At 59.7% G+C, this 23,469-nt stretch carries 20 protein-coding genes, 4 tRNA genes and 1 pseudogene; 10 read left to right on the forward strand and 15 right to left on the reverse strand.

The window, feature by feature from the left end; all coding sequences use genetic code 11:
- Positions 1–56: 56 nt before the first annotated feature.
- Positions 57–2,279, reverse strand: a complete 2,223-nt coding sequence (locus ACI77H_RS15165; protein ID WP_407012597.1) for a DNA internalization-related competence protein ComEC/Rec2 — start codon at positions 2,277–2,279, stop codon at positions 57–59.
- A 135-nt stretch (positions 2,280–2,414) separates the two neighbouring features.
- On the opposite strand from ACI77H_RS15165, the gene ACI77H_RS15170 reads away from it, so the two are divergent.
- Positions 2,415–2,933 carry a DUF2062 domain-containing protein gene (locus tag ACI77H_RS15170; protein ID WP_407012598.1) on the forward strand — a complete coding sequence of 173 codons (519 nt, stop codon included), beginning with the start codon at positions 2,415–2,417 and terminating at the stop codon, positions 2,931–2,933.
- A gap of 91 nt (positions 2,934–3,024) precedes the next feature.
- Here ACI77H_RS15170 and ACI77H_RS15175 read toward each other — a convergent pair whose 3' ends face one another.
- From ACI77H_RS15175 to ACI77H_RS15190, 4 genes are all read right to left on the reverse strand, one after another.
- Positions 3,025–3,804: an ABC transporter permease gene (locus ACI77H_RS15175; RefSeq protein WP_046049056.1), complete on the reverse strand. Its 780-nt coding sequence runs from the start codon at positions 3,802–3,804 to the stop codon at positions 3,025–3,027.
- Positions 3,801–4,733 (reverse strand): ABC transporter ATP-binding protein, encoded by a 933-nt coding sequence (locus ACI77H_RS15180; RefSeq protein WP_407012599.1) that lies wholly within the window; start codon positions 4,731–4,733, stop codon positions 3,801–3,803. Before ACI77H_RS15180 ends, ACI77H_RS15175 begins: the two co-directional genes overlap by 4 nt.
- Positions 4,734–4,867: 134 nt before the next feature.
- Positions 4,868–5,491, reverse strand: coding sequence for a glutathione S-transferase family protein (locus tag ACI77H_RS15185; RefSeq protein WP_407012600.1), 624 nt, complete (start codon positions 5,489–5,491; stop codon positions 4,868–4,870).
- Between the two features lie 43 nt (positions 5,492–5,534).
- A complete protein-coding gene (locus tag ACI77H_RS15190) occupies positions 5,535–6,194 on the reverse strand; it encodes a transglutaminase family protein (RefSeq protein WP_407012601.1) in 660 nt (219 codons plus the stop codon).
- A 249-nt stretch (positions 6,195–6,443) separates the two neighbouring features.
- Between ACI77H_RS15190 and ACI77H_RS15195 the strand changes: the two genes are divergently transcribed.
- Positions 6,444–8,891, forward strand: a complete 2,448-nt coding sequence (locus tag ACI77H_RS15195) for an acyl-CoA dehydrogenase (RefSeq protein ID WP_407012602.1) — start codon at positions 6,444–6,446, stop codon at positions 8,889–8,891.
- Between the two features lie 74 nt (positions 8,892–8,965).
- Complete coding sequence (locus ACI77H_RS15200) at positions 8,966–9,373, forward strand: PA2817 family protein (protein ID WP_407012603.1); 408 nt, start codon at positions 8,966–8,968, stop codon at positions 9,371–9,373.
- 192 nt (positions 9,374–9,565) lie between these two features.
- Here ACI77H_RS15200 and ACI77H_RS15205 read toward each other — a convergent pair whose 3' ends face one another.
- A complete protein-coding gene (locus ACI77H_RS15205) occupies positions 9,566–10,564 on the reverse strand; it encodes a LysR family transcriptional regulator (protein WP_407012604.1) in 999 nt (332 codons plus the stop codon).
- A gap of 91 nt (positions 10,565–10,655) precedes the next feature.
- On the opposite strand from ACI77H_RS15205, the gene ACI77H_RS15210 reads away from it, so the two are divergent.
- From ACI77H_RS15210 to ACI77H_RS15220, 3 genes are all read left to right on the forward strand, one after another.
- On the forward strand, positions 10,656–11,282 hold the full coding sequence (locus tag ACI77H_RS15210) for an alanyl-tRNA editing protein (RefSeq protein WP_407012605.1): 627 nt from the start codon (positions 10,656–10,658) through the stop codon (positions 11,280–11,282).
- Between the two features lie 92 nt (positions 11,283–11,374).
- Positions 11,375–12,145, forward strand: coding sequence for a 2OG-Fe(II) oxygenase (locus ACI77H_RS15215; RefSeq protein WP_407012606.1), 771 nt, complete (start codon positions 11,375–11,377; stop codon positions 12,143–12,145).
- 1 nt (position 12,146) lies between these two features.
- The gene (locus ACI77H_RS15220) at positions 12,147–12,788 is read left to right on the forward strand and encodes a LysE family translocator (protein ID WP_407012607.1); all 642 of its coding nucleotides are present in this window, start codon (positions 12,147–12,149) and stop codon (positions 12,786–12,788) included.
- Positions 12,789–12,903: 115 nt separating this feature from the next.
- On the opposite strand, the gene ACI77H_RS15225 is transcribed toward ACI77H_RS15220, so the two are convergent.
- The 4 genes from ACI77H_RS15225 to ACI77H_RS15240 all read right to left on the reverse strand — a co-directional run bounded on the left by ACI77H_RS15225 (position 12,904) and on the right by ACI77H_RS15240 (position 13,318).
- Positions 12,904–12,979, reverse strand: a tRNA-Gly gene (locus ACI77H_RS15225).
- Positions 12,980–12,982: 3 nt separating this feature from the next.
- Positions 12,983–13,058, reverse strand: a tRNA-Glu gene (locus tag ACI77H_RS15230).
- Positions 13,059–13,162: 104 nt separating this feature from the next.
- A tRNA-Gly gene (locus ACI77H_RS15235) sits at positions 13,163–13,238 on the reverse strand.
- A gap of 4 nt (positions 13,239–13,242) precedes the next feature.
- Positions 13,243–13,318, reverse strand: a tRNA-Glu gene (locus ACI77H_RS15240).
- A 393-nt stretch (positions 13,319–13,711) separates the two neighbouring features.
- On the opposite strand from ACI77H_RS15240, the gene ACI77H_RS15245 reads away from it, so the two are divergent.
- Positions 13,712–14,470 carry a hypothetical protein gene (locus ACI77H_RS15245; protein ID WP_407012608.1) on the forward strand — a complete coding sequence of 253 codons (759 nt, stop codon included), beginning with the start codon at positions 13,712–13,714 and terminating at the stop codon, positions 14,468–14,470.
- Positions 14,471–14,811: 341 nt separating this feature from the next.
- Here ACI77H_RS15245 and ACI77H_RS15250 read toward each other — a convergent pair whose 3' ends face one another.
- The 4 genes and pseudogenes from ACI77H_RS15250 to ACI77H_RS15265 form a co-directional block, all read right to left on the reverse strand.
- Positions 14,812–15,693: a methyl-accepting chemotaxis protein gene (locus ACI77H_RS15250; RefSeq protein ID WP_407012716.1), complete on the reverse strand. Its 882-nt coding sequence runs from the start codon at positions 15,691–15,693 to the stop codon at positions 14,812–14,814.
- A 27-nt stretch (positions 15,694–15,720) separates the two neighbouring features.
- Positions 15,721–16,776 (reverse strand): annotated as a pseudogene (locus ACI77H_RS15255) (methyl-accepting chemotaxis protein); the annotation flags it as partial.
- 108 nt (positions 16,777–16,884) lie between these two features.
- On the reverse strand, positions 16,885–18,267 hold the full coding sequence (locus ACI77H_RS15260; RefSeq protein WP_407012609.1) for a PLP-dependent aminotransferase family protein: 1,383 nt from the start codon (positions 18,265–18,267) through the stop codon (positions 16,885–16,887).
- A 180-nt stretch (positions 18,268–18,447) separates the two neighbouring features.
- Positions 18,448–19,209 carry an SDR family oxidoreductase gene (locus ACI77H_RS15265; protein WP_407012610.1) on the reverse strand — a complete coding sequence of 254 codons (762 nt, stop codon included), beginning with the start codon at positions 19,207–19,209 and terminating at the stop codon, positions 18,448–18,450.
- Between the two features lie 236 nt (positions 19,210–19,445).
- Here ACI77H_RS15265 and ACI77H_RS15270 point away from each other — a divergent pair, with 236 nt between their 5' ends.
- Positions 19,446–20,450, forward strand: a complete 1,005-nt coding sequence (locus ACI77H_RS15270; protein WP_407012611.1) for an NADP-dependent oxidoreductase — start codon at positions 19,446–19,448, stop codon at positions 20,448–20,450.
- A 129-nt stretch (positions 20,451–20,579) separates the two neighbouring features.
- Here ACI77H_RS15270 and pyrF read toward each other — a convergent pair whose 3' ends face one another.
- Positions 20,580–21,278, reverse strand: coding sequence for an orotidine-5'-phosphate decarboxylase (gene pyrF, locus ACI77H_RS15275; RefSeq protein WP_407012717.1), 699 nt, complete (start codon positions 21,276–21,278; stop codon positions 20,580–20,582).
- 293 nt (positions 21,279–21,571) lie between these two features.
- On the opposite strand from pyrF, the gene ACI77H_RS15280 reads away from it, so the two are divergent.
- Both ACI77H_RS15280 and ACI77H_RS15285 read left to right on the forward strand, forming a co-directional pair.
- Entirely contained in the window at positions 21,572–22,330 is a 759-nt protein-coding gene (locus ACI77H_RS15280; RefSeq protein ID WP_008029291.1) for a response regulator, read from the forward strand.
- Positions 22,330–23,379, forward strand: a complete 1,050-nt coding sequence (locus tag ACI77H_RS15285) for a sensor histidine kinase (protein ID WP_407012612.1) — start codon at positions 22,330–22,332, stop codon at positions 23,377–23,379. Before ACI77H_RS15280 ends, ACI77H_RS15285 begins: the two co-directional genes overlap by 1 nt.
- The last annotated feature ends 90 nt before the right edge of the window (positions 23,380–23,469 follow it).

Genomic DNA, 23,469 nt, shown 5'->3' on the forward strand with positions numbered 1-23,469 from the left:
GGTCGGCGCACCGAAGACCGTGATGTCGCATCCGGTCGGGCTTTCATAACTCACAGTTATGGCGCGGCACGCCAGAAACGCCGTTCTTGACGCATCGTCCACGGTGGCTGGAAGCCTCCAAGGTGCAGACGGATGGCGCCCTGCTCGGCGCTGTCATGGATGGCCATACCGCGTTTTTTATAACGAGCGATGACCGTCGGGTGCGGGTGACCGAACGAATTGCCGTTACCGCGCGAGATCAGCACGGCTTTGGGTTGCAGCGCCGTGAGCAGCGCCATCGACGACGAGCTGCGGCTGCCGTGGTGCGGCGCTTGCAACCAATCGGTGGGCACCGCGAGCGGACTGTCGAGCAGGGCCCGCTCGGCGGCGCTGTCGATGTCACCAGTGAGCAGTATTCGCTCGCCATTGGCTTCGATTTGCAGAACGCAGGACTTTTGATTGCTGTCCGAGGCAGAGGGCCACTGCCAGAGCTGGAACCTCACGCCGTCCCAAGTCCATTGCTGGCCACTCTCGCAGGCATCGGCGTGCAACTCGGCGGGCAGCGACAAGGGATCACCGCTGAGTACCTGCTTTACCGGCAAGCCATTGGCAACCGCTCGCGCACCGCCGGCGTGATCGGCGTCGGCGTGGCTGATCAGCATCAGATCAAGTCTGTTCACGCCGAGTTTGCGCAACGTGGGCAAGACTACTCGCTCGCCGAGGTCGAAGTCGCCGAAGCGGGGTCCGGTGTCATACAACAGCGTGTGATGGCGGGTTCGCACGAGGATCGCCAACCCTTGACCGACATCCAGCTGCCAGACTTCGGCGATGCCCTCAGACAAAAGTGGCCGAGGTGGAAAAACCAGCAACAGCAACAACGGCCAACCCAGCGGGCGCAGGGGCACACCGCGCGGCATTAACAGCAGAAACGCGCCGAGGGTGCCCAATGCCCATACCCACAATGGAATCGCCACGGGCACCCACGCGGGCAACTGACCGGCCATCAACCCAAGGCCTTTGAACAACCCGTCGATTAACCCACCCGCCAACCACAACAATCCCTCACCCACATAAGGCAGCGGCAATAACAGGGTTCCGAGCAAGGCCGGCGGCAATACCAGCAAACTGATCCAGGGCACCGCCAGCAGATTGGCAACCGGCCCGCTGAGACTGATCGGCAATCCCAGCACCAGTAGCAACGGACCCAGGCCGATCGCGATCAGCCATTGAGCACGGGTCCAGGTTTGCCACCAGCGCCAGGGGCCGAGCCGACCGCCGAAAGTGAAGATCAACACCGCCACCGCGGCGAAGGACAGCCAGAACCCCGGCTGCAGGCTCGCCAGCGGGTCCAGCAACAAAACAGCGTTGAGCGCCAGCAACAGCGGCCACCAGGCGCCCAGGTGACGAAATCGCAGCCGCCACAACAGCACCAGGCCAATCATCACGCAGGCCCGCCGCACCGGCACGTCGAACCCCGCCAGCAGTCCGTAACCAAGGGCTGCGGCGAATGCCAGCGCGCAGGCCCATGGCAGCCACGGCAAACGGTTCGGCCACACCCCGTAGCGAGCGAGTCCGGCAATCAGCAGGTACACCACCCCCGCCAGCAAACCGATGTGCTGTCCGGAAATCACCAGCAAATGCACGGTGCCGGTGTCTTGCAACACCTGCCAATCCTCACGACTGAGCCCGGCGCCATCCCCCAGCACCAGCGCAATCAACGCCCCGGTTCGTCCCTGGGCATCCACGGCTTGCAAACGCTGGCGGATGCTGTCGCGCCAGGCCCATCGGGCTTCGGCAAGCCTCTGGCCATCCTTGACCGTACCGGTCGCACCGATGCGGTGTGCCAGCAGCCAGGCGTCGTAATCGAAGGCATGAGGATTGAGCAGCCCGGCAGGACGCTTCAACTTCACCGCGAGCCGCCAGCGTTCACCACTGTTGACCGGCGGTCCGTCATACCAGGCCAGGCGCATTAGCTGCGGCACCTTTGCCTGTCGCGACCGGGCGTCCGTCAATTCGAAGCGTACAACCCCGTCATTGTTCTGCGGCAAACCGGTCACCCGGCCTTCGACCCAACGGGTTTCGCCATCAAGATTCGCTGGCAAGCGATCATCCAGCGCCCACTGTGCATTCGCGCCCGCCCAACTGAAGCCGAACAGGAAAAACGCCAATGGATACGTCCGGAACGGAAGCACCATCAATCCCGTTACGGGCAACACCAGCCATAACCAGACCGGCGGTAATACCGGCAAAAAACGCAGGGCCAGCAGACCCAACGCCAACGCCATCATCCCTGTGCGCATACGCCCGTCCTTGAGAGCCCCCTCCTAGGCATAGCCGGCTCACGGCACGTGCATCGTTATTAATTGTCACAAAGTCTGAATGGGCAGCTCATAGAATCCAGACATACTTGCCGCCTTAACCGACCGAGAAGCCCTATGCCCCGGCGCTTATTCAAACGTTACATGCCAGACCCGACCAGCATCAGGGAACACAAATCCTTACGCTTTCTCGGCACGCTGTTGCATGACCCGAACCTCTGGCACCTCAACCGTCACTCGGTCGCACGAGCCATGGCGGTGGGTTTATTTGCGGCGTTCCTGCCGATTCCGTTGCAGATGCTGGTGGCGGCCATCCTCGCCATCGTCGTGCGGGGCAATATGCCGATTGCGGTCAACCTGGTCTGGTTGACCAATCCGATCACCATGCCTGCGGTGTTCTTTTGTACCTATCAGACCGGGGCGTGGTTGATGGACGTGCCTGCCCGGCACTTGCCGGATGAATTGACCTGGGAGTGGATCAGCGGCGAGCTGTCTACGCTGTGGCAGCCGTTTTTGTTGGGGTCGGTTGTGACGGGGCTGGTATTGGGTGCGCTCGCGTACTGCCTGGTGATGATGTATTGGCGGTGGTGGGTGAGTCGGCAGTGGGCTCGGCGGAAGAAAAAACGGGTGTTGTGAATGTTAAAAGGCCTCCGCGTTGGGAGGCCTTTTTTGTGGAGCGGATGGGATCTGGGCACATATCCGTTTCTTCGCTAACGGATATGTGCGCTCAGGTACGCATCCCTCGCCCACTCACCAACAACCGCGCACACCCGACATACAACACCACCGTCGCCACCAGCATGAACGTAATCGCCACACTGATCCTGATGTCCGACACCCCCAGAATGCCGTAGCGAAACGCATTGACCATATGCAAGACAGGGTTCGCCAGCGACACCGTCTGCCAAAACGGCGGCAGCAACGAGATCGAGTAAAACACCCCGCCCAGATAAGTCAGCGGCGTCAGCACAAACGTCGGAATAATCGAAATGTCATCAAAGTTGCGCGCAAACACCGCGTTGATGAAACCCAGCAACGAGAAAATCGTCGCCGTCAGCACCACCACCAGAATGGTCACGCCCAGGTGATGCACCTGCAGCTGGGTAAAGAACAGCGACAACAGCGTCACAATCACCCCGACCATCAACCCGCGCAGCACGCCGCCCAGGGTGTAGCCGATCAGAATCGTGTGCGGCGACACCGGCGACACCATCAATTCCTCGATGGAACGCTGGAACTTGCTGCCGAAGAAACTCGACACCACGTTGCCGTAGGAGTTGGTGATCACCGACATCATGATCAGCCCCGGCACGATGTATTCCATATAGGTGAAACCACCCATATCACCGATCTGCCGGCCGATCAGATTGCCGAAAATCACGAAGTACAAAACCATGGTGATCGCCGGCGGCAGCAGCGTCTGCGGCCAGATCCGGGTGAAGCGCTTGACCTCGCGGTAAACGATGGTATTGAGCGCGACGAGATTGGGTTGCAGCTCGGAACTCATACCGCCACCTTCGACAGATTTTTCTCCACCAGGGACACGAACAACTCCTCGAGGCGATTGGTTTTGTTACGCAGGCTCGACACTTCGATGTTCTGCTGCGCCAGTTGAGTGAACAGCGCGGTGATGCCCATGGCCTTGTCGACCTGGACTTCAATCGTGTGGCTGTCGAGCAGCTTGGTCGGGTAACCGAGCAGCTGCGGTGCGACGCTCAATGTGTTTTTGATATCGAGCAGGAAGGTTTCCACATGCAGCTGGCCAAGCAGCTGTTTCATGCTGGTGTTCTCGACGATCGTGCCGTGATCGATGATGCCGATGTTGCGGCACAACTGCTCAGCCTCCTCCAGATAGTGCGTGGTGAGGATGATGGTGATGCCTTTCTGGTTCAGCTCGGTGAGGAACGTCCACATCGAACGACGCAGCTCGATATCGACCCCTGCCGTCGGTTCGTCGAGGATCAACAGACGCGGTTCGTGAACCAGTGCACGAGCGATCATCAGGCGACGCTTCATACCGCCGGACAGCGAACGCGACGGCACATCGCGCTTGTCCCACAAGCCGAGTTGGGTCAGGTATTGCTCGGCGCGTTCCTTGGCGATTTTCGGCGGGATGCCGTAGTAACCGGCCTGGGTCACGACGATGTCGAAGGTTTTTTCGAACTGGTTGAAGTTGAATTCCTGGGGCACCACGCCGATGGAGCGCTTGAGCTGCGCAGGATTCTTGTCGAGGTCGTGACCGAAGATATTCACCGTGCCGCTGGTCTTGTTCACCAGGGTCGAGAGAATGCCGATGGTTGTGGATTTGCCGGCGCCATTGGGGCCGAGCAAGGCGAAAAAGTCACCTTCGGCGACGTCCAGATCGATACCACTCAAGGCCTGGAAACCGTTGCCGTAGGTTTTGGTTAGCTGCCGGATGGACAGAGCGGAACTCATATCGGATTTACGCACCAAGGAAGGGAAGAAAGGGATCAATAAGGGCGGGCGGCGAGCAATGCAACCGCGGCGCATGAGCGCAATGGTGCTTGTCGCCGCCACACATGTACAGTCAAGTGTGTCGATAGTGAGTATTAAGTCAACGCGGTCATGACGGCTTTCTTGTACGCCGCACGCTGCTTCAGTCGTGCATACCAGGCTTCCAGATGAGGCTGCGGGGCACGTTCGATGGGCATCTCGAACCAGGCATAAATGAAGCTGCCCAGCGGAATGTCGCCCATGCCGATTTCATCGCCGGACAAGTACGGTTTGGCCGCCAGTGCCTGATCGGCCATCGCCAGCAAGCCATTGCACTCTTTGATTGCTGCGTTGATTGATGGCCAATCCTGCTGGTCCGCCGGGGTGCGCAATACACCCCAGAAAACCGTGCGGAACGGGCCGGCAAAACTTGAAGTGGCCCAGTCCATCCATTTGTCCGCAGTGGCGCGGGCCTGCAGATTTTCCGGGTACCAGGCAGTGCCGCTGGCGTGGAGAGCCATCAGGTAACGCACGATGGCGTTGGACTCCCACAGCACGAAGCCGTCGTCTTCAATCACCGGCACGCGACCGTTGGGGTTCATCGCGCGATATTCGGGCGTATCGACCACACCAAAGGCGCCGCCCGCATCAATGGCTTCATAGGCCAGGCCCAGTTCTTCGGCGGCCCACAAAGGTTTTCTGACATTCGACGAATTTTTCCGACCCCAGATCTTCAGCATGACCGCCTCTTGATTGATGAATGCGCAGGCAGCATACGCCGGATCAGGCACGACTCAAATCGCTCTGCATGTCCCCCAGCAGCAGCGGCAGTTGCTCGCCGAACAGATGCGGATAGCACTTTTCCAGGTGTTCGAAAAAGAACGCCTCCGGCACGTCGGTGAACTGGCCGTGATCGATCAGGTACTCCATCAGTTGCTCGCCATCACGATTGAACGGATGGAAAACACTGTCGTTGATTCCGTCGAACTCCAGCGGCGCAACCTTGAACAATTCGCAGAGTTTCTGGTTGAACGCCGGCGTGGCTTTGACCCAGCGGCCGTTCAGGTACAACTCTGTATAACCATGCATGGCGAACACGTCACTCTTGAGCAATTCCAGCAAACGCGGGGTCGACAAGTGATTGCGCACATCCGCCAGACCGATCCGCGCGGGAATCCCGCAATGCCGGGCAGCACCGGCGAGCAGCGTGGCTTTGGGCACGCAATAACTTTCCCCGGCCACTAACGCATAGCTGCCCCGCAAGGTGTCTGGATCGCGGCTGAACGTATAGGGGTTGTAACGCACGGCCTCGCGCACTGCGTAATAGAGATTGATCGCCTGCTCGAGGGGGTCGCGGCTACTGCCACGATGTTTTTCGGCGAACTCCACCACCGACGGGTGGTCACTATCGATGAAGCGGCCGGGACGCAGATACTCGTGCATGAGGACAATCTCCTGGGGAAGCCACGAGTCTAGCGACAGGTTCAGCACAGAGATAACGACGTTTCGGCCAAACATGGACGCTTAGCCGCCCGCCCAACGAACTATTCGCGCGGCCCGGTGCCAACCGGACCTACAAAACTCATCGAAGGTATCCCACGAATTCAATCACCTCGCTCTGACCACCCTGTTTTGCGGATGCCGTCTAAGCTCTGAAGGTTGTTTTTGCCCTTGTTTCACGGAGGATTAAATATGCTGCTGTTGTGGATACTGGTTCTGGTTGTCGGAATTGCTTATCTGGCCCACCGCCGCATCGCCCCGCTGCCCGCCCTGTGCATTGTTGCCATTTACGTGGTGGCGATGGGCGCCTTCAGCCACGCGCCAGGCTGGCTGTTGCTGGTGCTCTGGGTGTTGATCGCGGCTGTCGCGGCGCCTTTGTTGCTGCCCGACCTGCGGCGTAAATTCTTCAGCGCGCCGCTGTTCAACTGGTTCCAGAAAACCCTGCCGCCGATGTCGGAAACCGAACGCGATGCCATCGACGCCGGCACCGTTTGGTGGGACGGCGAACTGTTCAGCGGCCGTCCGGACTGGGACAAACTGCTGTCCTACCCAAAAGCTCAATTAACCGAAGAAGAACAGGCCTTCATCGATGGTCCGACCGACGAACTCTGTGCGATGGTCACAGACTGGCAGATTGGCCAGGACATGGACCTGCCTGCCGAAGCCTGGACCCACATCAAGGAAAACGGCTTTTTCGCCCTGATAATTCCCAAGGAATACGGCGGCAAGGGGTTTTCTGCCTACGCCCATTCCCAGGTGGCGATGAAGCTGGCGACCCGCAGCGGCGACCTCGCCTCCACCGTGATGGTCCCCAACTCCCTCGGCCCGGCCGAACTGCTGCTGCATTACGGCACCGACGAACAACGCAACCATTACCTGCCACGACTGGCGCGCGGCGATGACATCCCGTGTTTCGCATTGACCGGGCCACTGGCCGGCTCCGATGCCGGCTCGATGCCCGACACCGGGGTGATCTGCAAAGGCGAATGGGAAGGCAAGGAAACCCTCGGCCTGCGCCTGAATTGGGAAAAGCGCTACATCACGCTCGGCCCGGTCGCCACCCTCCTCGGCCTGGCCTTCAAGGCGTACGACCCGGATCACTTGCTGGGCGATGAAGTAGATTTGGGTATCAGCCTCGCGTTGATCCCGACCGATACCGCCGGTGTGGAAATCGGCCGTCGTCACCTGCCATTGGGCGCTGCGTTCATGAACGGCCCGAACTCGGGCAAGGACGTGTTCATTCCGCTGGACTTCCTCATTGGCGGCCAGGAAATGCTGGGCAAAGGCTGGATGATGCTGATGAACTGCCTGTCTGTCGGGCGTTCGATTTCATTGCCTGCGGTCGGCACAGGCGCGGCGAAGTTCACCAGCCTGGTAACCGGTCAATACGCGCAGATTCGTGAGCAGTTCAACGTACCGTTGTCGGCGTTTGAAGGTATTCAGGAAGCGATGGCGCGCATCGGCGGCAACGCCTGGATGATGGACGCCGCCCGGATGCTCACCGCCAACGCGGTAGACCTGGGCGAGAAACCGTCGGTGCTGTCGGCGATCCTCAAATATCACCTCACCGAACGCGGCCGCGAGTGCATCAGCCACGCCATGGATGTGCATGGCGGCAAGGCAATCATCATGGGGCCAAACAATTACCTCGGACGCAGCTGGAATGGCGCGCCGATCTTCATCACCGTCGAAGGCGCGAACATCCTTTCGCGCAACCTGATGATCTTCGGCCAGGGCGCGATTCGCTGCCATCCATTCGTCCTGAAAGAAATGGCCCTCGCCGGTCGTGAGGACAAGGATCAGGCCCTCACCGAATTCGATGGCCTGCTGCTCAAGCACATCGGTTTTGCCGTGAGCAATGCTGCCAGCACGCTGGTGTTGAACCTCGGCTTCGGGCATCTCGAACATGCGCCGGGGGACAAGCTCAGCCAGGGTTACTTCCGCGCACTCAACCGTCAGGCTGCTGCATTCGCCATGCTCGCCGACCTGAGCATGATGTTGCTGGGCGGCGAACTGAAACGTCGAGAACGTCTGTCGGCACGTCTGGGGGATGTGCTCAGCAACCTGTACCTCGCTTCCGCTGCGCTCAAGCGCTACCACGACCTCGACTCTCCGGAACACATGGCGCCGCTGTTTACCTGGGCCATGGAAGAAAGCCTTGGCCAGTCGGAACGCGCGCTGGATGAACTGCTGAGCAACTTCCCGAACAAGGTGTTGGGCTGCCTTTTACGCGTGATCGTGTTCCCGTTCGGTCGCCGTCACAAAGGGCCTTCGGACAAACTCGGTGCAGAAGTGGCTGCGGTGATTGGTCGGGCCAAGGGCGATCCGACTCTCGAAGAATTGCTCGGTGGATGCTTCCGCCCCCAGTCGGCCGATGACGCCGTCGGTGCATTGCAACATGCGTACGACCAGTTGAACGCGGTTCGGCCGGTGCAGAAGAAACTCCACATGGCGCTCAAAAGCGGTCAGGTCAGACCGGTTGCCGGGGAAAACGTCATCGATGCAGCACTGGAGTCTGGCGTGTTGCAGCCGGCCGAAGCGCAAAAGCTGCGGGATGCCGAAGTGGCGCGGCGCAAGGTGATCGATGTCGATGACTTCGACAAAGAAGAGCTGGTGCTGGCGGCCGGAAAAGTCCGCTGATCCAGCCAGTCATGTAAAAAGGTGCGCGGGAGCTTTATACTCCCGCGCCCGTTTTGCTCTTGAGGACTTATCTCGTGTCCAACGTCGTTGCCGATCATCTCGTCTTGCTCGACCACTTGCGCAGCATCCTGGTCGCCGTGGGTGAGGCCGAACAGGTTCCCGAAGAAAGCCATGCCTTGTTCCTGGAGCGCTTCGACGAACTGCGTGCGTTGCTGCCGGTCGACCCGATCGAAAGCCAATACCTGGGCCAGGACATTCTGTGCCAGGTAATCACCCGTTACCCGCAAATCGCCCATCTGGTCCCACGGGATCTGCTGTGGTACTTCGCCGGTGACTGCCTGCACTACATGCCCGATGATGAAATCGACGTGTATCAGGCGCTGGAAGAACGTCGCTTCGAAGCTGAACAGAACGATGAACCGTTCGACTGGAATCAGGAAAAGCAGCTGCTGGCGATGTCGAACGATGACAGCAAGCACTGATTGCTGATCAGAAATACAAAAAGGCCCGCATGGTTGAATATGCGGGCCTTTTTTGTGGCATGACCGAGTATTGCGGTGTCTGGACGGACGCCATCGCGGGCAAGCCCGCTCCCATAGGCTTTTGTGGTGAAGGCGCAATGTCTGGCATCACACAAATCACTGTGGGAGCGGGCCTGCCCACGAAGGCGTCCGTCAGAGCAACCCATCACTCTCCGGCAACTCATACTCCGCCGCGACCTTACCCAGCGCACCAGGCTTGCCCGGCTTGCTCAGCGTCGGCTCCTTCTCCAGGCATTCCACCAGATAATCAATCAACACCCGCAGCTTGGGTGGCAGGTAACGGGTCGGCGAATGCAGCAACCACGCCCCGCCGTGGTATGACGCCAGAAACGTCCAGTCCGGCAGCACCTGCACAATCAAGCCCTGCTCCAGCGCATAGCGCGCGGTGAAGTACGGCAGGCTGCCAATCCCGATGTGCTGCAACACCGCGCCCAATCGCACACCGGTGTGATTGGCGGCATAACGCCCACGCACACCGACGGTGACGGCCTTGGTGCCTTTCTTGAATTTCCAGCGCGCATCGCTCGGGGTCTCGCCCAGGTAGATACAACTGTGGTTGAGCAAGTCATGGGGATGAGTCGGCGTGCCGTGCTCGGCCAGGTACTGCGGGGTGGCACAGAGCAAATGGTCGATGGTGAGCAATTGTCGCCCTACCAGCCCGGCGGGTGGCCGATCAGTGATACGGATCGCCAGATCGACGTTGTCGTCGATCAAATCCACCTGACGGTCTTCGAGTAACAGCTCCACATCCACTTTGGGATAGCGCCGCAGAAATTCCGGCATATGCGGGTGAATCACGAAGCGTCCTACGGCTTTGGGCACGCTGACTCGTACCAGTCCTTCCGCCTCATGGGTGAACTGACCACTGATTTCCATCACCGACTTGGCCGCGCTGACCATCTCCTGGCAACGCTTGAATACCTCCTCGCCACCGTCGCTCAGCCGCAGCTTGCGCGTGGTGCGTTGCAGCAGGCGCGTCGCGAGCGCCTTCTCCAGACGCGAAATGCTGCGACTGACCGCCGAAGGCGATGAGCCCAACTGACGCGCCGCTTCGGAGAAGCTTCCGGTCTCGACAACCTTGACGAATATCGCCATTTCACCGAGCAACGGCAGAGGAAGATTTATGCTCACAGCGCAACAGTCCTTTGAAGTTTGAACGGATTATCACGCAATTCCATGCTTCATATAATAAAAAACAGAATCTTTAATGAGGGCATGGAATATGACGCTTCGCCTCTTTTTCCATAGTGATGACCTCAAGGCTAACGTGGAAGTCCTGGATTGCTCGCCGCACGAGAACGAATTCGCTGTGGTGCTGCGCGCCACACTGTTTCATCCCCAAGGTGGCGGACAGCCCTTCGACACCGGCTGGATCGGCGAAAGCCGGGTGCTGCGTGTGGTCCAGGACCCGGACCGGATCATCCATTTCGTCGACCGCCCGGCCCCTCTCGGCATGACCCCGATTCGTGTCGATGAACCACGTCGCCAGTTCAACACACGCATGCATTCCGCCGGCCATTTGATCGGCCATTTCGTCCAGGCCATGGGCTGGATGCCGATCAAGGCGCATCACTGGCCGGACGAGGGACGCGTGCAGTTCAAACCCACGGACTCCGCGCTGGAGGTAGATGCCCGGACCATCGAATACGGCCTTGAACAATGGATCGCACATGACCTGCCGCGCCTGACATCGTTGCGCGAAGGTGTCCGGGAAATCGGTTTCGGTGAACTGCCCGCCTACGGCTGCGGCGGCACCCATGTACGTAGCCTGAAGGAGTTGGGCACGGTCACGATCGCTTCCGTTTCGCAAAAGAAAGGAACGCTGTCAGTCCACTACAGCGTGGACTGAGCACTTGAGCGATGCCGATTCCGGCATCGCTTGACGCCGGGGGAGCCTGCATTCGCCGGTTCCGTTGACTATCCGATAGATGGACCTGAACCATGATGCTTGACGTCGAGCGTCTCGATGAGACGTGCATAAAAAAACTGGCCAACGAAGAAGTCCTCGCCATCCGGGTCAAGGGCTTCCTGCCCCCGCCGTTGGCAACACAGATCGGCGACAAGATTCTTGCCCCCGGCTTCGAGGGCTACATCAACGCGCCGAGCATCGGTCGTATCGGCATGGCGTTTTATGAAGCGGAAAACCAGCCACTGCTGATCGAGGACTATTTCGAACGCGCCACACGCAACATCGCCGAATTGCGCGACCGTTGCGCGCCCTACTCGTCCCCGGTCGACACCCTGCGCTGCATGCTCGATGAGTCCTGGCCGGCGGGTGCGCACCTGGAAAACCTCTACGGCCGCAAGATGTATGTCGGGTTGTCCCGAGTGGTGAAACCCGGCGTGTGCTTCCTGGCCCACCACGACATCTTCGCCAAGGACGCTCCGGACAGTTACCAGGCCAAAAGCCTCGACGCGCAGTTCGCCTGCAATGTTTACCTGAACATGCCCGCCGAAGGCGGCGCATTGCAGATGTGGGATCACGACATTTCTCCGGACCAGTTCGATGAAATGCGTGGCGACAACTACGGCATTGATCCGGTGCTGCTCGGCGCTCCGATCCTGGAGGTCCTTCCGGAACCCGGTGATTTCATCATGTTCAATTCGCGCTGCATGCACTCGGTGACACCGGGTGTGGCCGATCCGCGCCTGAGCCTTTCGTTCTTTGTCGGTTATCGCGGCAATGCTTCACCCCTTACGTTCTGGAGTTGAGATGCAGTATTCGAATTACCTGGGCGAGTTCCTGGCGTTGGCGACGATTCACTTTCTGGCCGTGGTCGCCCCCGGTCCGGATTTTGCGGTCACCATCCGCCAGAGCGTGCGTTTCGGTCGATGGGTAGGCATCTGTACTGCGCTGGGCATCGGTGCGGGCATTTCCGTGCACGTGCTTTACACCCTGCTGGGTGTCGGCGCGCTGATGCACACCACGCCCTGGCTGCTGACCGTGGCCAAGGTGATCGGCGGCGCCTACATTTTGTACCTGGGTGTGAGCCTGTTGCGCAGCAAGCCCAAATCCGCACTGGAAGGTGACAAAGAAGCCGACGAGCCGGTAGTCGAACAAACGCTGCTGAAGGCGTTCACCACGGGTTTTTTGACCAACGCGACCAACCCCAAGGCCACGCTGTTTTTCCTCGCGATCTTCACCACCCTCATCAGCGCCACGACTCCACTGAACATTCAGGCGCTCTACGGCCTCTGGATGTGTTTCGTGAACGCACTGTGGTTTGTCATCGTTGCCCTGTTCTTCTCCAGCAGCCGGGTCCGCGTGCTGTTCATGCGCATGGGGCATTGGTTCGAACGCACCATGGGGGTGATTCTGATCCTGTTCGCCGGGCGCCTGATTCTGTCGATGTAAAACGCCGCCCATGCAAAAGGCCCGCTCAGTCTGACTGGCGGGCCTTTTTTTCAGGCTTGGATACATATTTTGCACAAACAAAAACGCCGCTCAATGAGCGGCGTTTTTGTGAATTTGGAGCGGGAAACGAGACTCGAACTCGCGACCCCGACCTTGGCAAGGTCGTGCTCTACCAACTGAGCTATTCCCGCAAATGGCGTCCCCTAGGGGACTCGAACCCCTGTTACCGCCGTGAAAGGGCGGTGTCCTAGGCCACTAGACGAAGGGGACACGCTGCCCGGAACACATGGTGTGTGTTTCGGTGCCCAGACCCGCATCCGAAGACTTGGTTCTGGTTTCACTCAGCCCTGCCCGAAAGCAACGCTGTTTAAAATTGGAGCGGGAAACGAGACTCGAACTCGCGACCCCGACCTTGGCAAGGTCGTGCTCTACCAACTGAGCTATTCCCGCATATTGGCGTCCCCTAGGGGACTCGAACCCCTGTTACCGCCGTGAAAGGGCGGTGTCCTAGGCCACTAGACGAAGGGGACACACGTACAACATTCACTCCCTACCGCGTTTCGCTGTGTGCTTTACGCTGTAAGTGGCGCGCATTCTATGGATGGATTGAGAGGTCGTCAACCCCCAGATATAAATTTATTTAAATCAATGACTTCGCCCTGCTTTGGGCGGCGAATACGGCTTTTTGCTCGCCCGGTGTTTGACGCCTATATTCTGACACCCGCCAAGACGTTATAGTCCACCCACGCAACAGATGATGGCAATGTGCACCTCGCACACGATTACTTATATAAGCAGGGTTGCGGTCGATACAGGCATAAGCCCGTTCGTTTCAACCCGTCGAGCGGCCCTATGCGCTCCCCTGCCAAGCCACTACACTCGCACGCGAATCCCATAAAGAGGTCTTACCGGTGACACCACTCATGATCACCCTGCTAGTCGTAGCCGGGATCGCACTATTGATCGCCATTGGGTACATGAACCATGTGGTGGAAAACAATAAACTGGAAAAGGCCCGCACCAAGGTTGAACTCAACGACCGTCTGCGTCGTTGTGGCGAAATTGCCGAAACGTTCCCGGGCCAGTTGATGACACCGGCGCTCAAGCTGCTGTTGACTCGCCTGGAACTGAACGTCTGCCAGCGTCTGTTGAATCTGGAAAAATCCAGCGCCAACCTCAAGGTGCGGATCAGCGAACTGAACACCCTGGTCGCGCAGGGCGAATCGATCCCGGTCAACAACCCGCCGGCACCGATCCAGACCGAAGCCAAAGCCAAGGATGTACGCTTCCTGCTCGAAGCCCTGCACGGGCAGATCACTCGCGCGGCACAGGACGGTTTTCTGCCGACCAACGAAGCCAAACGCTGGATCCGTGAAGTTCGCCACATGCTGGTCCTGTTACACATCGAATTCTTCAACAACCTCGGCCAGCACTCCTTGCAACAAAACCAGCCTGGCCAGGCTCGCCTGGCGTTCGAACGTGGCGTGCAGTACCTGCGCAAACAGCAAGAACCTCAGGTCTACGCCGAACAACTCGAATACCTGGAAAAACTCCTGGCCCGCGCGAACGCACAAGTCATGGACAACATTGCGCCGGCTGAAGGCGAAGTGAACCAATTGACCGAAGGCCTCAAAGATGTCGAGGCGGATGCGGACTGGAAGAAGAAAGTGATTTACGACTGATCAGAACCGTTGAGAAGAAACCACCTGAAGAGGTGGTTTTTTTTGGCGTTGAGTTTGATGGGCAATTACATCCGGTAAAAAGGGTCGGCTGTCAGGCCGCCATCACTGACAAGCCAGCGCCTACAAAAGCAGACTGGCGTATACCCGCTGTTCACCACTCAACAGGTCGAGCGTGATCTCCCCTGAGCTTTTGATTTGGTTCCTTTTGTGGCGTTTGCCGCAAGGGCGAAACCGGAAGTGGCCTTTACCGCAGAAATGGAGATGTGCACCAACAAGAGATTCTTCGGTTCAAGGGTCGTCATCGCCGGCAAGCCGGCTCCTACAGTGGATCAGCGTATACGTCAAAGCCTGAAATGCCCGACCATCCCCTTCAACTCAACCCCCAACTGAGCCAACTCGATACTCGACGCCGCATTCCCCTGCATCGCCAACGAAGACTGATCCGCACTCGCGCGAATACTGGTCACGCTGCGGTTGATCTCCTCGGCCACGGAACTCTGCTCCTCGGCAGCCGCTGCGATTTGCTGGTTCATCTGCTGAATCAACGACACTGCCGCTGCAATACTTCCCAAGGCACTTTCGGTCTGAAGTGCATCACTGACCGCCAGCTTCACCAACTCGCCACTACTCTGGATCTGATGCACCGACGCCTGCGCTGCCGAACGCAAGGCGCTGACCAGTCGTTCGATCTCTTCGGTCGATTGCTGGGTCCGCTTCGCCAGGGCCCGCACTTCATCGGCGACCACCGCAAACCCCCTGCCCTGCTCGCCAGCCCGTGCCGCCTCGATGGCCGCGTTCAGCGCCAACAGGTTAGTCTGCTCGGCCACGCTCTTGATCACGCTGAGCACCGTGCCGATATTCTGGATTTCCGCACTCAGACTCTCGATGCTGGAGCTTGCCGAAGACGCCGAGTCGGCCAGCTGTTCGATCCGCGCCATACTCTGGCGCACCACCACCTGGCCACTTTCGACCTTGTCGTCCGCCGTCTGCGCAGCCTGGGCAGCTTCTTCCGCGTTACGTGCAACGTCGTGCACGGTGGCGGTCATCTGGTTCATTGCCGTCGCGACCTGCTCGGTTTCTTCCTTCTGACTGCTGACTTCAAGATTGGTCTGCTCGGTCACCGCCGACAGCGATTGCGCGGAACTGGCCAACTGCTCGATGCCCGCCTGCAAACCACTGACAATGCTGCTGAGCCCCGCGCCCATTTGCTGCATGGCCTGCATCAGTTGGCCGATCTCGTCCCGACGGGTCACTTCAACCGTTGCACTCAAATCGCCCGCGGCAATCTGCTGAGCAACACGAATCACACTGCGCAACGGCCCCACGATCAATCGGGTAATCACCCACGCCGCGATCAGCCCGACCAGCAAGGCCAGGGCCGATGAACCGATAATCAGCAGCGAATTCTTTTTCAGCTCGGTCTGCATCGACTGGTCTTCGGCGACATAGGCCTGATCCACACGCTCCACCACCTGCGAGGCGCGCTGGTGCAGCTGTTCATAGACGGTTTTTTCCTGCGCCAGCAGGCCGGTGTACTCGGCAAGTTTTTCGCTGAAACCGCCAATGTGCCCGACCACCTCATTGAGGACAGTCTGATAGCCTTCATCCTTGACCGTGGTCTTCAGCTGCTCGGCCTGAGCCAGTGCCTGGTCGGCCTGCTCGATCTTGCCCTGGCCGGCACTGTCGTCACCCTTGCGGCTCTGGTCCAGACGCACGCGCGCTTCGTTCATGGCTTGCAACATCAGCCGCGAAACCTGGCTGACCTGATTGGCCTGTTCAATGAACTGGCTACCGTCCTTGCCTTCGGAATCCTTCAAGGTATAAGCGCCATCGTCGGCGAGGCCGGCCTGCAACACATCAAGGTTGTTGGCCACGCTGGACACCGACCAACTAGCCATCTCCAGCGCCAGGTCCTTGGCCTGACTCAGCGAGACAAACTCGTCAAACGCCTTGCGGTACGCTCCCAGCGATTGCTCGACGTCGTTCATCACCGCAACGTTGGCCGGTGATTGCGCCTTGAGCTGGTTTGCCAGGGCGACCAGGCCTTCAACGCCCTCATGCAACGCAGTGACGACTTTCGGGCTCCCGTGCAAGGCATATTCCTGCTCGAGCAGTCGTACCTTGAGCAGGCCACTGTTGAGCGACGACATCTGCTTGAGCCCGTCGAAGCGCTGGCTGATGGTTTGCAGGGACCATACGCCGATGGCCGCCACCAGGGCTGTCAACAGCAGCACCAGCAGAAACCCGACACCCAGTTTTTTTGCCATACCGAGGTTGGCAAAACGTCCTTGCACGGCCGAAATCATTGCACTTAGTCCCCTGACATAGTCTGTTAACGCAGATTCGCAACGGGCCTGTGTCAACACAAGTCTCTGGCGTCGGAATAATGGCAAAAAGCTACGCCAACGTCGCTTTCAGAACGCTTGAGGTCGATCCGAAGCGGTGGCCTGAAAAAACGCCCGGGCGCGCGGATCACAGGCATAAGCCACATTGATGCGCTGCCAGTCATTGGCTTCGCCGGCGGGACTGAAAGCTGTCGCAGAAGACAACAGGACACCACAGCGCCGAGCCTGCGTCCGCACGTGAGCGTAGTCGGACTTACGCGATCGCGCCCAGATGAACAGCCCCCCGACGGGTTTGCCGAAAACCTCCCACTCGGCGTCCTCCAGCATCTGCAATGCGGCCTCTCGGTCACTGCTCAAACGCTGCCGCAGACGCAGCACCAATTTGCGATAGGCGCCACTCGCCAACAGGCAGGCCAGCACCGACTCGCAAAACCCGGAAGTGCTCATGCTGCTGATTCTCTTGACCTCGGCCAGCCTTGAGATGACTTCAGCACCCGCCACGACAAACCCGACCCGCAACGAACTGCTGAGGATCTTGGAGTAGCTGCCGAGGTAGATCACGTTGTCATCGGTCTCCAGGGCAGCGAGCCGAGCGCCCGAGCCACTGTGCAAATCCGCGTAGACATCGTCTTCGATCACCAGCGCGCCATGGGTTTTCGCCAGTTGCAGGACTCGTTCTGCCACCGCCGGCGACAGGCTGCTGCCTGTCGGGTTGTGATAGAAGCTGTTGATGAACAATGCCCGGGGCTTGTTCTCCCGCAGCAATAGCTCGAGCACTTCGATGTCCGGCCCGCGCGGTGTGCGCGGTACTTCGAGCATGTGGACACCGCGAAGCCTGAGCAACTCGAACAGCAAGGAATAACCGGGACTTTCCACCACCACACAATCACCTGGCTTGAGCAAGGTGCGCACGATCAGGTCCAGCCCCTGACTGGCGCCGGTCGTTGTCATGATTCGACTTTCTTCTGCGGTGATATCCAGCTGCCTCAGGCGCTTGAGGATTTGCTGACGCAGCGCCCGCAAACCCAACGGCGTGCTGTAGTTGAACAGCGCAGCCATATCAGTGCGACTGACCTGACGGATCGCGTAGCTCAGGTCGTCGGTTTCACGCCAGCTTTCGGGGAGCCCGCCACACCCCAGCGGTAGCTCACTTCCTCTACCGCGCGGATCAACCTCTGCACCCTCGGACCACGGCGAATCCGCGGCCACCAACGCCGGGGTTGCGACGATGAATCCCGCGCCATGACGCGAAGCCAGCATGCCTTGAGCCACCAGGCGCTCACAGGCCTCAACGACGCTGGACTGACTGAGCAAATTGACCCGTGCGATTTGCCGAGCAGAAGGCAAACGCATCCCCGGCTCTATCTCGCTATGACGCAGCCAGAAGACCAGCGCGTCGACGATTTGCTGTACGACCGGCACCATTGCCTGTCGATCGATTCTCAATTCCATGAGCAAGCAAACTCCTGTTCGTTTGGCGGAAAACAGTTAATCACAGCCGCGCAGGATGGGCTGTGCGACAACGCCGCCAAAACTCATGGTTCTAACCATTTGAAACACATTGCCCGAGTCATTCCCGAGGCAAAAAAAACCCGCACATGTGCGGGTTTTCTGCCGTTGCATTGCCCGACTTCAGAACGCCGTGACGCCACCATCCACTGCCAGCGAATGACCGGTGGTGAACGCGGCACCGTCGCTGCACAGGTACAGCACCGCACTGGCGATTTCTTCGACTTTGCCGATGCGACCCACCGGGTGCATGGCGTTGGCGAACTCGCCCTTCTTCGGGTCTGCTTCATAGGCACGGCGGAACATGTCAGTGTCGATCACCGCCGGGCATACCGCGTTCACGCGAATCTTCTTCTTGGCGTATTCGATCGCCGCTGATTTAGTCAGGCCGATCACCGCGTGCTTCGACGCCGCATAGATGCTCATCTTCGGCGCAGCGCCGAGGCCAGCCACCGAAGCGGTGTTGACGATCGCGCCACCACCCTGAGCCAGCAGCAACGGCAGCTGATACTTCATGCACAGCCAGACGCCTTTGACGTTGACGCCCATGATCGCGTCGAACTCGTCGACCGTGCCTTCGGCCAGTTTGCCTTTCTCGATTTCGATGCCCGCGTTATTGAAGGCGTAGTCGAGACGGCCGTAGGTTTTCACCACTTCGTCCATCAGGTTTTTTACATCGCTTTCCAGGGTAACGTTGCAGCGCACGAAGGTCGCTTCGCCGCCCGCCGTGCGAATCAGTGCCACGGTGCCTTCGCCGCCGGCGGTGTCCATGTCGGCCACCACCACTTTCAACCCTTCGGCGGCGAACGCTTGGGCGGTTGCGCGGCCGATACCATTGGCGGCGCCCGTGACTACAGCGACCTGGCCGGAAAACGTCATGCTCATTGTGGTGCCCTCGAAGAAAAAAATGCGCAGGTTAACGTGCGACCAGTCTAGCCACAGGCACGACCCGCGCGGCAGCACTATCAGAAGGCCGGTTAAGTGACCATGAGTCGCAGTGATAGAACCGCCTCACCGACTATCACTGCACTGGATCGACATGCATTCGCCGCATCAGCCAAACTTGCGGGGGCGCCCATGAAGGTCTATCAACAAAGCTTCATTCATCTTGAGTGCCTGTCATGACTTCCCAGACCAATCGCCAGTTCCTGCTCGCCAAACGTCCGGTGGGCGCGGCGACCCGCGAGACATTTACCTATCAGGAAGTACCGGTCGGCGAACCGGCCGCGGGTCAGATCCTGGTCAAAAACGAATACCTGTCCCTCGACCCGGCCATGCGTGGCTGGATGAACGAGGGTAAGTCCTACATCCCGCCGGTCGGTATCGGCGAAGTCATGCGCGCACTGGGGGTAGGCAAAGTCGTGACGTCCAGCCACCCGGGTTTTGCGGTCGGGGACTACGTCAACGGCGCCCTGGGCGTGCAGGATTACTTCCTCGGCGAGCCGCGAGGCTTCTATAAAGTCGATCCGAAACTGGCGCCGCTGCCACGTTATTTGTCCGCGCTCGGCATGACCGGGATGACCGCCTACTTCGCCCTCCTCGATGTCGGTGCACCAAAAGAAGGTGACACCGTGGTGCTGTCGGGTGCTGCGGGAGCGGTGGGCAGCATCGCCGGGCAGATTGCCAAGATCAAAGGTTGCCGCGTGATCGGCATCGCGGGCGGTGCGGACAAATGCAAGTTCCTGATCGACGAACTGGGTTTTGACGGTGCCATCGATTACAAGAGCGAAGACGTCGTTGCCGGCCTCAAGCGCGAATGCCCGAAAGGGGTGGACGTGTATTTCGACAACGTCGGCGGCGACATTCTCGACGCCGTGCTGAGCCGTCTCAACCTGAAGGCACGAGTGGTGATTTGCGGCGCCATCAGCCAGTACAACAACAAGGAAGCGGTCAAAGGGCCGGCCAACTATTTGTCGCTGCTGGTTAACCGCGCACGCATGGAAGGCTTTGTGGTGATGGACTACGCCACGCAGTTCGCCGCAGCCGGGCAGGAAATGGCCGGGTGGATGGCCAAGGGGCAGCTCAAGAGCAAGGAAGACATTGTTGATGGGCTGGAGACATTCCCGGAGACGCTGATGAAGTTGTTCAGCGGCGAGAATTTCGGCAAGTTGGTGTTGAAGGTTTAACGCACTACCTGGCGGCAACAATACCCTGTGGGAGCGAGCTTGCTCGCGATGACGGACTGGGATTCACAACCAATGCTGAATGTTATGGCCCCATCGCGGGCAAGCCCGCTCCCACAGGTTTAGCGGCGTTTAGGCGATTTCGGCTACTACGGCAGCCAACGCCTTGGCCGGATCCGCCGCCTGGCTGATCGGACGGCCGATCACCAGGTAATCGGAACCGGCATCCAGCGCCTGACGCGGTGTCAGAATGCGGCGCTGATCGTCCTGGGCGCTGCCCGCCGGGCGAATCCCCGGGGTCACCAGTTGCAGCGACGGGTGCGCCGATTTCAAGGCCTGGGCTTCCAGCGCCGAGCACACCAGACCGTCCATCCCGGCTTTTTCCGCCAGCGCAGCAAGGCGCAGCACTTGTTCCTGCGGTTCGATGTCCAGACCGATGGCGGCCAGGTCTTCACGCTCCATGCTGGTCAGCACGGTCACGCCAATCAGCAGCGGTTTCGGGCCGGTGCGCTGATCGAGCACTTCACGGCAAGCCGCCATCATGCGCAGACCGCCGGAGCAGTGCACGTTGACCATCCACACGCCCATTTCCGCCGCAGCTTTTACCGCCATGGCGGTGGTGTTCGGGATGTCGTGGAACTTGAGGTCCAGGAACACTTCGAAACCCTTGTCGCGCAAGGTGCCGACGATTTCCGAGGCGCAGCTGGTGAACAGTTCCTTGCCAACTTTGACCCGGCACAGTTTCGGGTCCAACTGGTCGGCCAGCTTCAGTGCGGCGTCACGGGTGGGGAAATCCAGGGCGACGATGATAGGAGTCTGGCAGACGGACATGTGCGGGCTCTCAGGCAGGACGAAATCGGCGCGCATTGTAGCGGAACCAGCGCGGCTGCGGGACCCGATGATCGGTAAATCGTCGTCGGTGCTCAGCCAAGACTAGCCCTTTCGCCGATTGTGTCGAGACCGATACACACACGACACGCCCGCAACACCCTTCCCCGCTACCCTCGGCAGCCGCAACACGTCCTTACAGCACTTCCCGCCTCCGGGCCGGACGCCTATGCTGAAGCCACAACCTCGCAGCCCATCTTTGTGGTTGGCAGCCTACCTGGCAGATGAACGCACGCATGCACAACACCCACGCCCCTGTGAACGACGATCAAAAAGCGCCCGGCGACGACAAACGCTGGAGCATTCGCGCCCTGATCGTCGACGATGACGTCCCGATCCGCGAACTGATGATCGACTACCTGGCCCGGTTCAACATCCACGCCAGTGGCGTCACCGATGGCGCGGCCATGCGCCTGGCGCTGCAAGCGGAACATTTCGACGTGGTGGTGCTCGACCTGATGCTGCCCGGCGAAGACGGTCTGTCGCTGTGCCGCTGGTTGCGCGCCGAATCGGACATTCCAATCCTGATGCTCACCGCGCGTTGCGAACCCACCGACCGGATCATCGGCCTGGAACTGGGTGCCGACGATTACATGGCCAAACCGTTCGAGCCGCGAGAACTGGTGGCACGGATTCAGACCATTCTGCGTCGGGTGCGCGACGACCGCACCGAACAGCGTGCGAACATTCGCTTCGACAATTGGCGCCTGAACAGCGTGCTGCGCCAGTTGATTGCGGCGGATGGCCTGGTGGTGCCGCTGTCCAACGCCGAATTCCGTTTGCTGTGGGTGTTCATCGAACGTCCGCGCCGAGTGCTCAGCCGCGAACAACTGCTGGACGCGGCACGCGGTCGCTCGATCGAAGCCTTTGATCGCAGCATTGATTTGCTGGTCTCGCGCCTGCGCCAAAAACTCGGGGACGACCCGAAAGCCCCACAGTTGATCAAAACCGTTCGCGGCGAGGGTTACCTGTTCGACGCACGAGACATCGGCTGATGCGTGCGCGCTTCGATACGCTGTTCGGTCGCCTGTTTGGCGTGCTGCTGTTGGCGATCATCCTGGCGCATCTGCTCGCGTTTGCCTGGTTTCACCATTACGGCCCACCTCCGCCGCCGCCACCGCCCGAGTTCTCCCAAGGTGTCGACGGACAACGCCCACCGCCGGACGCGCGTTTCGACACCCGGCCACCACGACCCTGGTTCGGTGGGCCGCTGGTGCCACTGACATTCCAGCTGATTTCGCTGATCATTGCCGCCTGGTACGGCGCCAAACTGCTGAGCCGGCCGATCCAGCGCCTGAGCGACGCCGCCGAGCGCCTGAGCGAAAACCTCGACAGCCCGCCGCTGGATGAGTCCGGTCCACGGGAGGCCAGGCAAGCGGCCTACACCTTCAACCTGATGCAAAAACGCATCATCGAACAGATGCAGCAGCGCTCGCGAATGCTCGGCGCGGTTTCCCATGACCTGCGTACGCCGCTGTCACGCCTCAAGCTGCGGCTGGAACAGATCGACGACGACAGACTGCAAGGCCAGATGCGTCAGGATCTGGACGACATGATCAGCATGCTCGACGCCACCCTCACCTACCTGCACGAGCAGCGCACCAGCGAGGCACTGCAGTGGATGGACGTGCAGGCGCTGGTCGAATCCTTGAGTGAAAACGCCCAGGACCAGGGTGCCGATGTCGAGGCCAGCGGCCATTGCGTGCCGTTGCAGGTGCAGCCGATGGCCTTGCGCTCGTGCATCAACAATCTGCTGGATAACGCGCTGCGCTATGCCGGACAGGCGTTGATCGCACTCGAAGACAATCGCGAACATCTGGTGATCCGGGTCATCGACCATGGGCCGGGGATTGCGGCAGATCAACGTGAAGCGGTGTTTGAACCGTTCTTCCGTCTGGAAGGTTCGCGCAATCGCAACTCCGGCGGTGTCGGTCTGGGCATGACCATTGCCCGCGAGGCGGCTGAACGGCTGGGTGGTCAATTGACGCTGGAAGAGACCTCCGGTGGCGGTTTGACCGCAGTGATCCGCTTGCCCCGCGCCTGAGCCCGACACAAGTTCCCTTGCGGGAGCGAGTCTGACCGGCGACATGTGTACCACTCGGTACAAACCCCACATACCCAGGACAACTTGCTC

Origin of the sequence: Pseudomonas sp. O230 (assembly GCF_045447035.1) — a bacterium.
Classification (GTDB): Bacteria; Pseudomonadota; Gammaproteobacteria; order Pseudomonadales; family Pseudomonadaceae; genus Aquipseudomonas.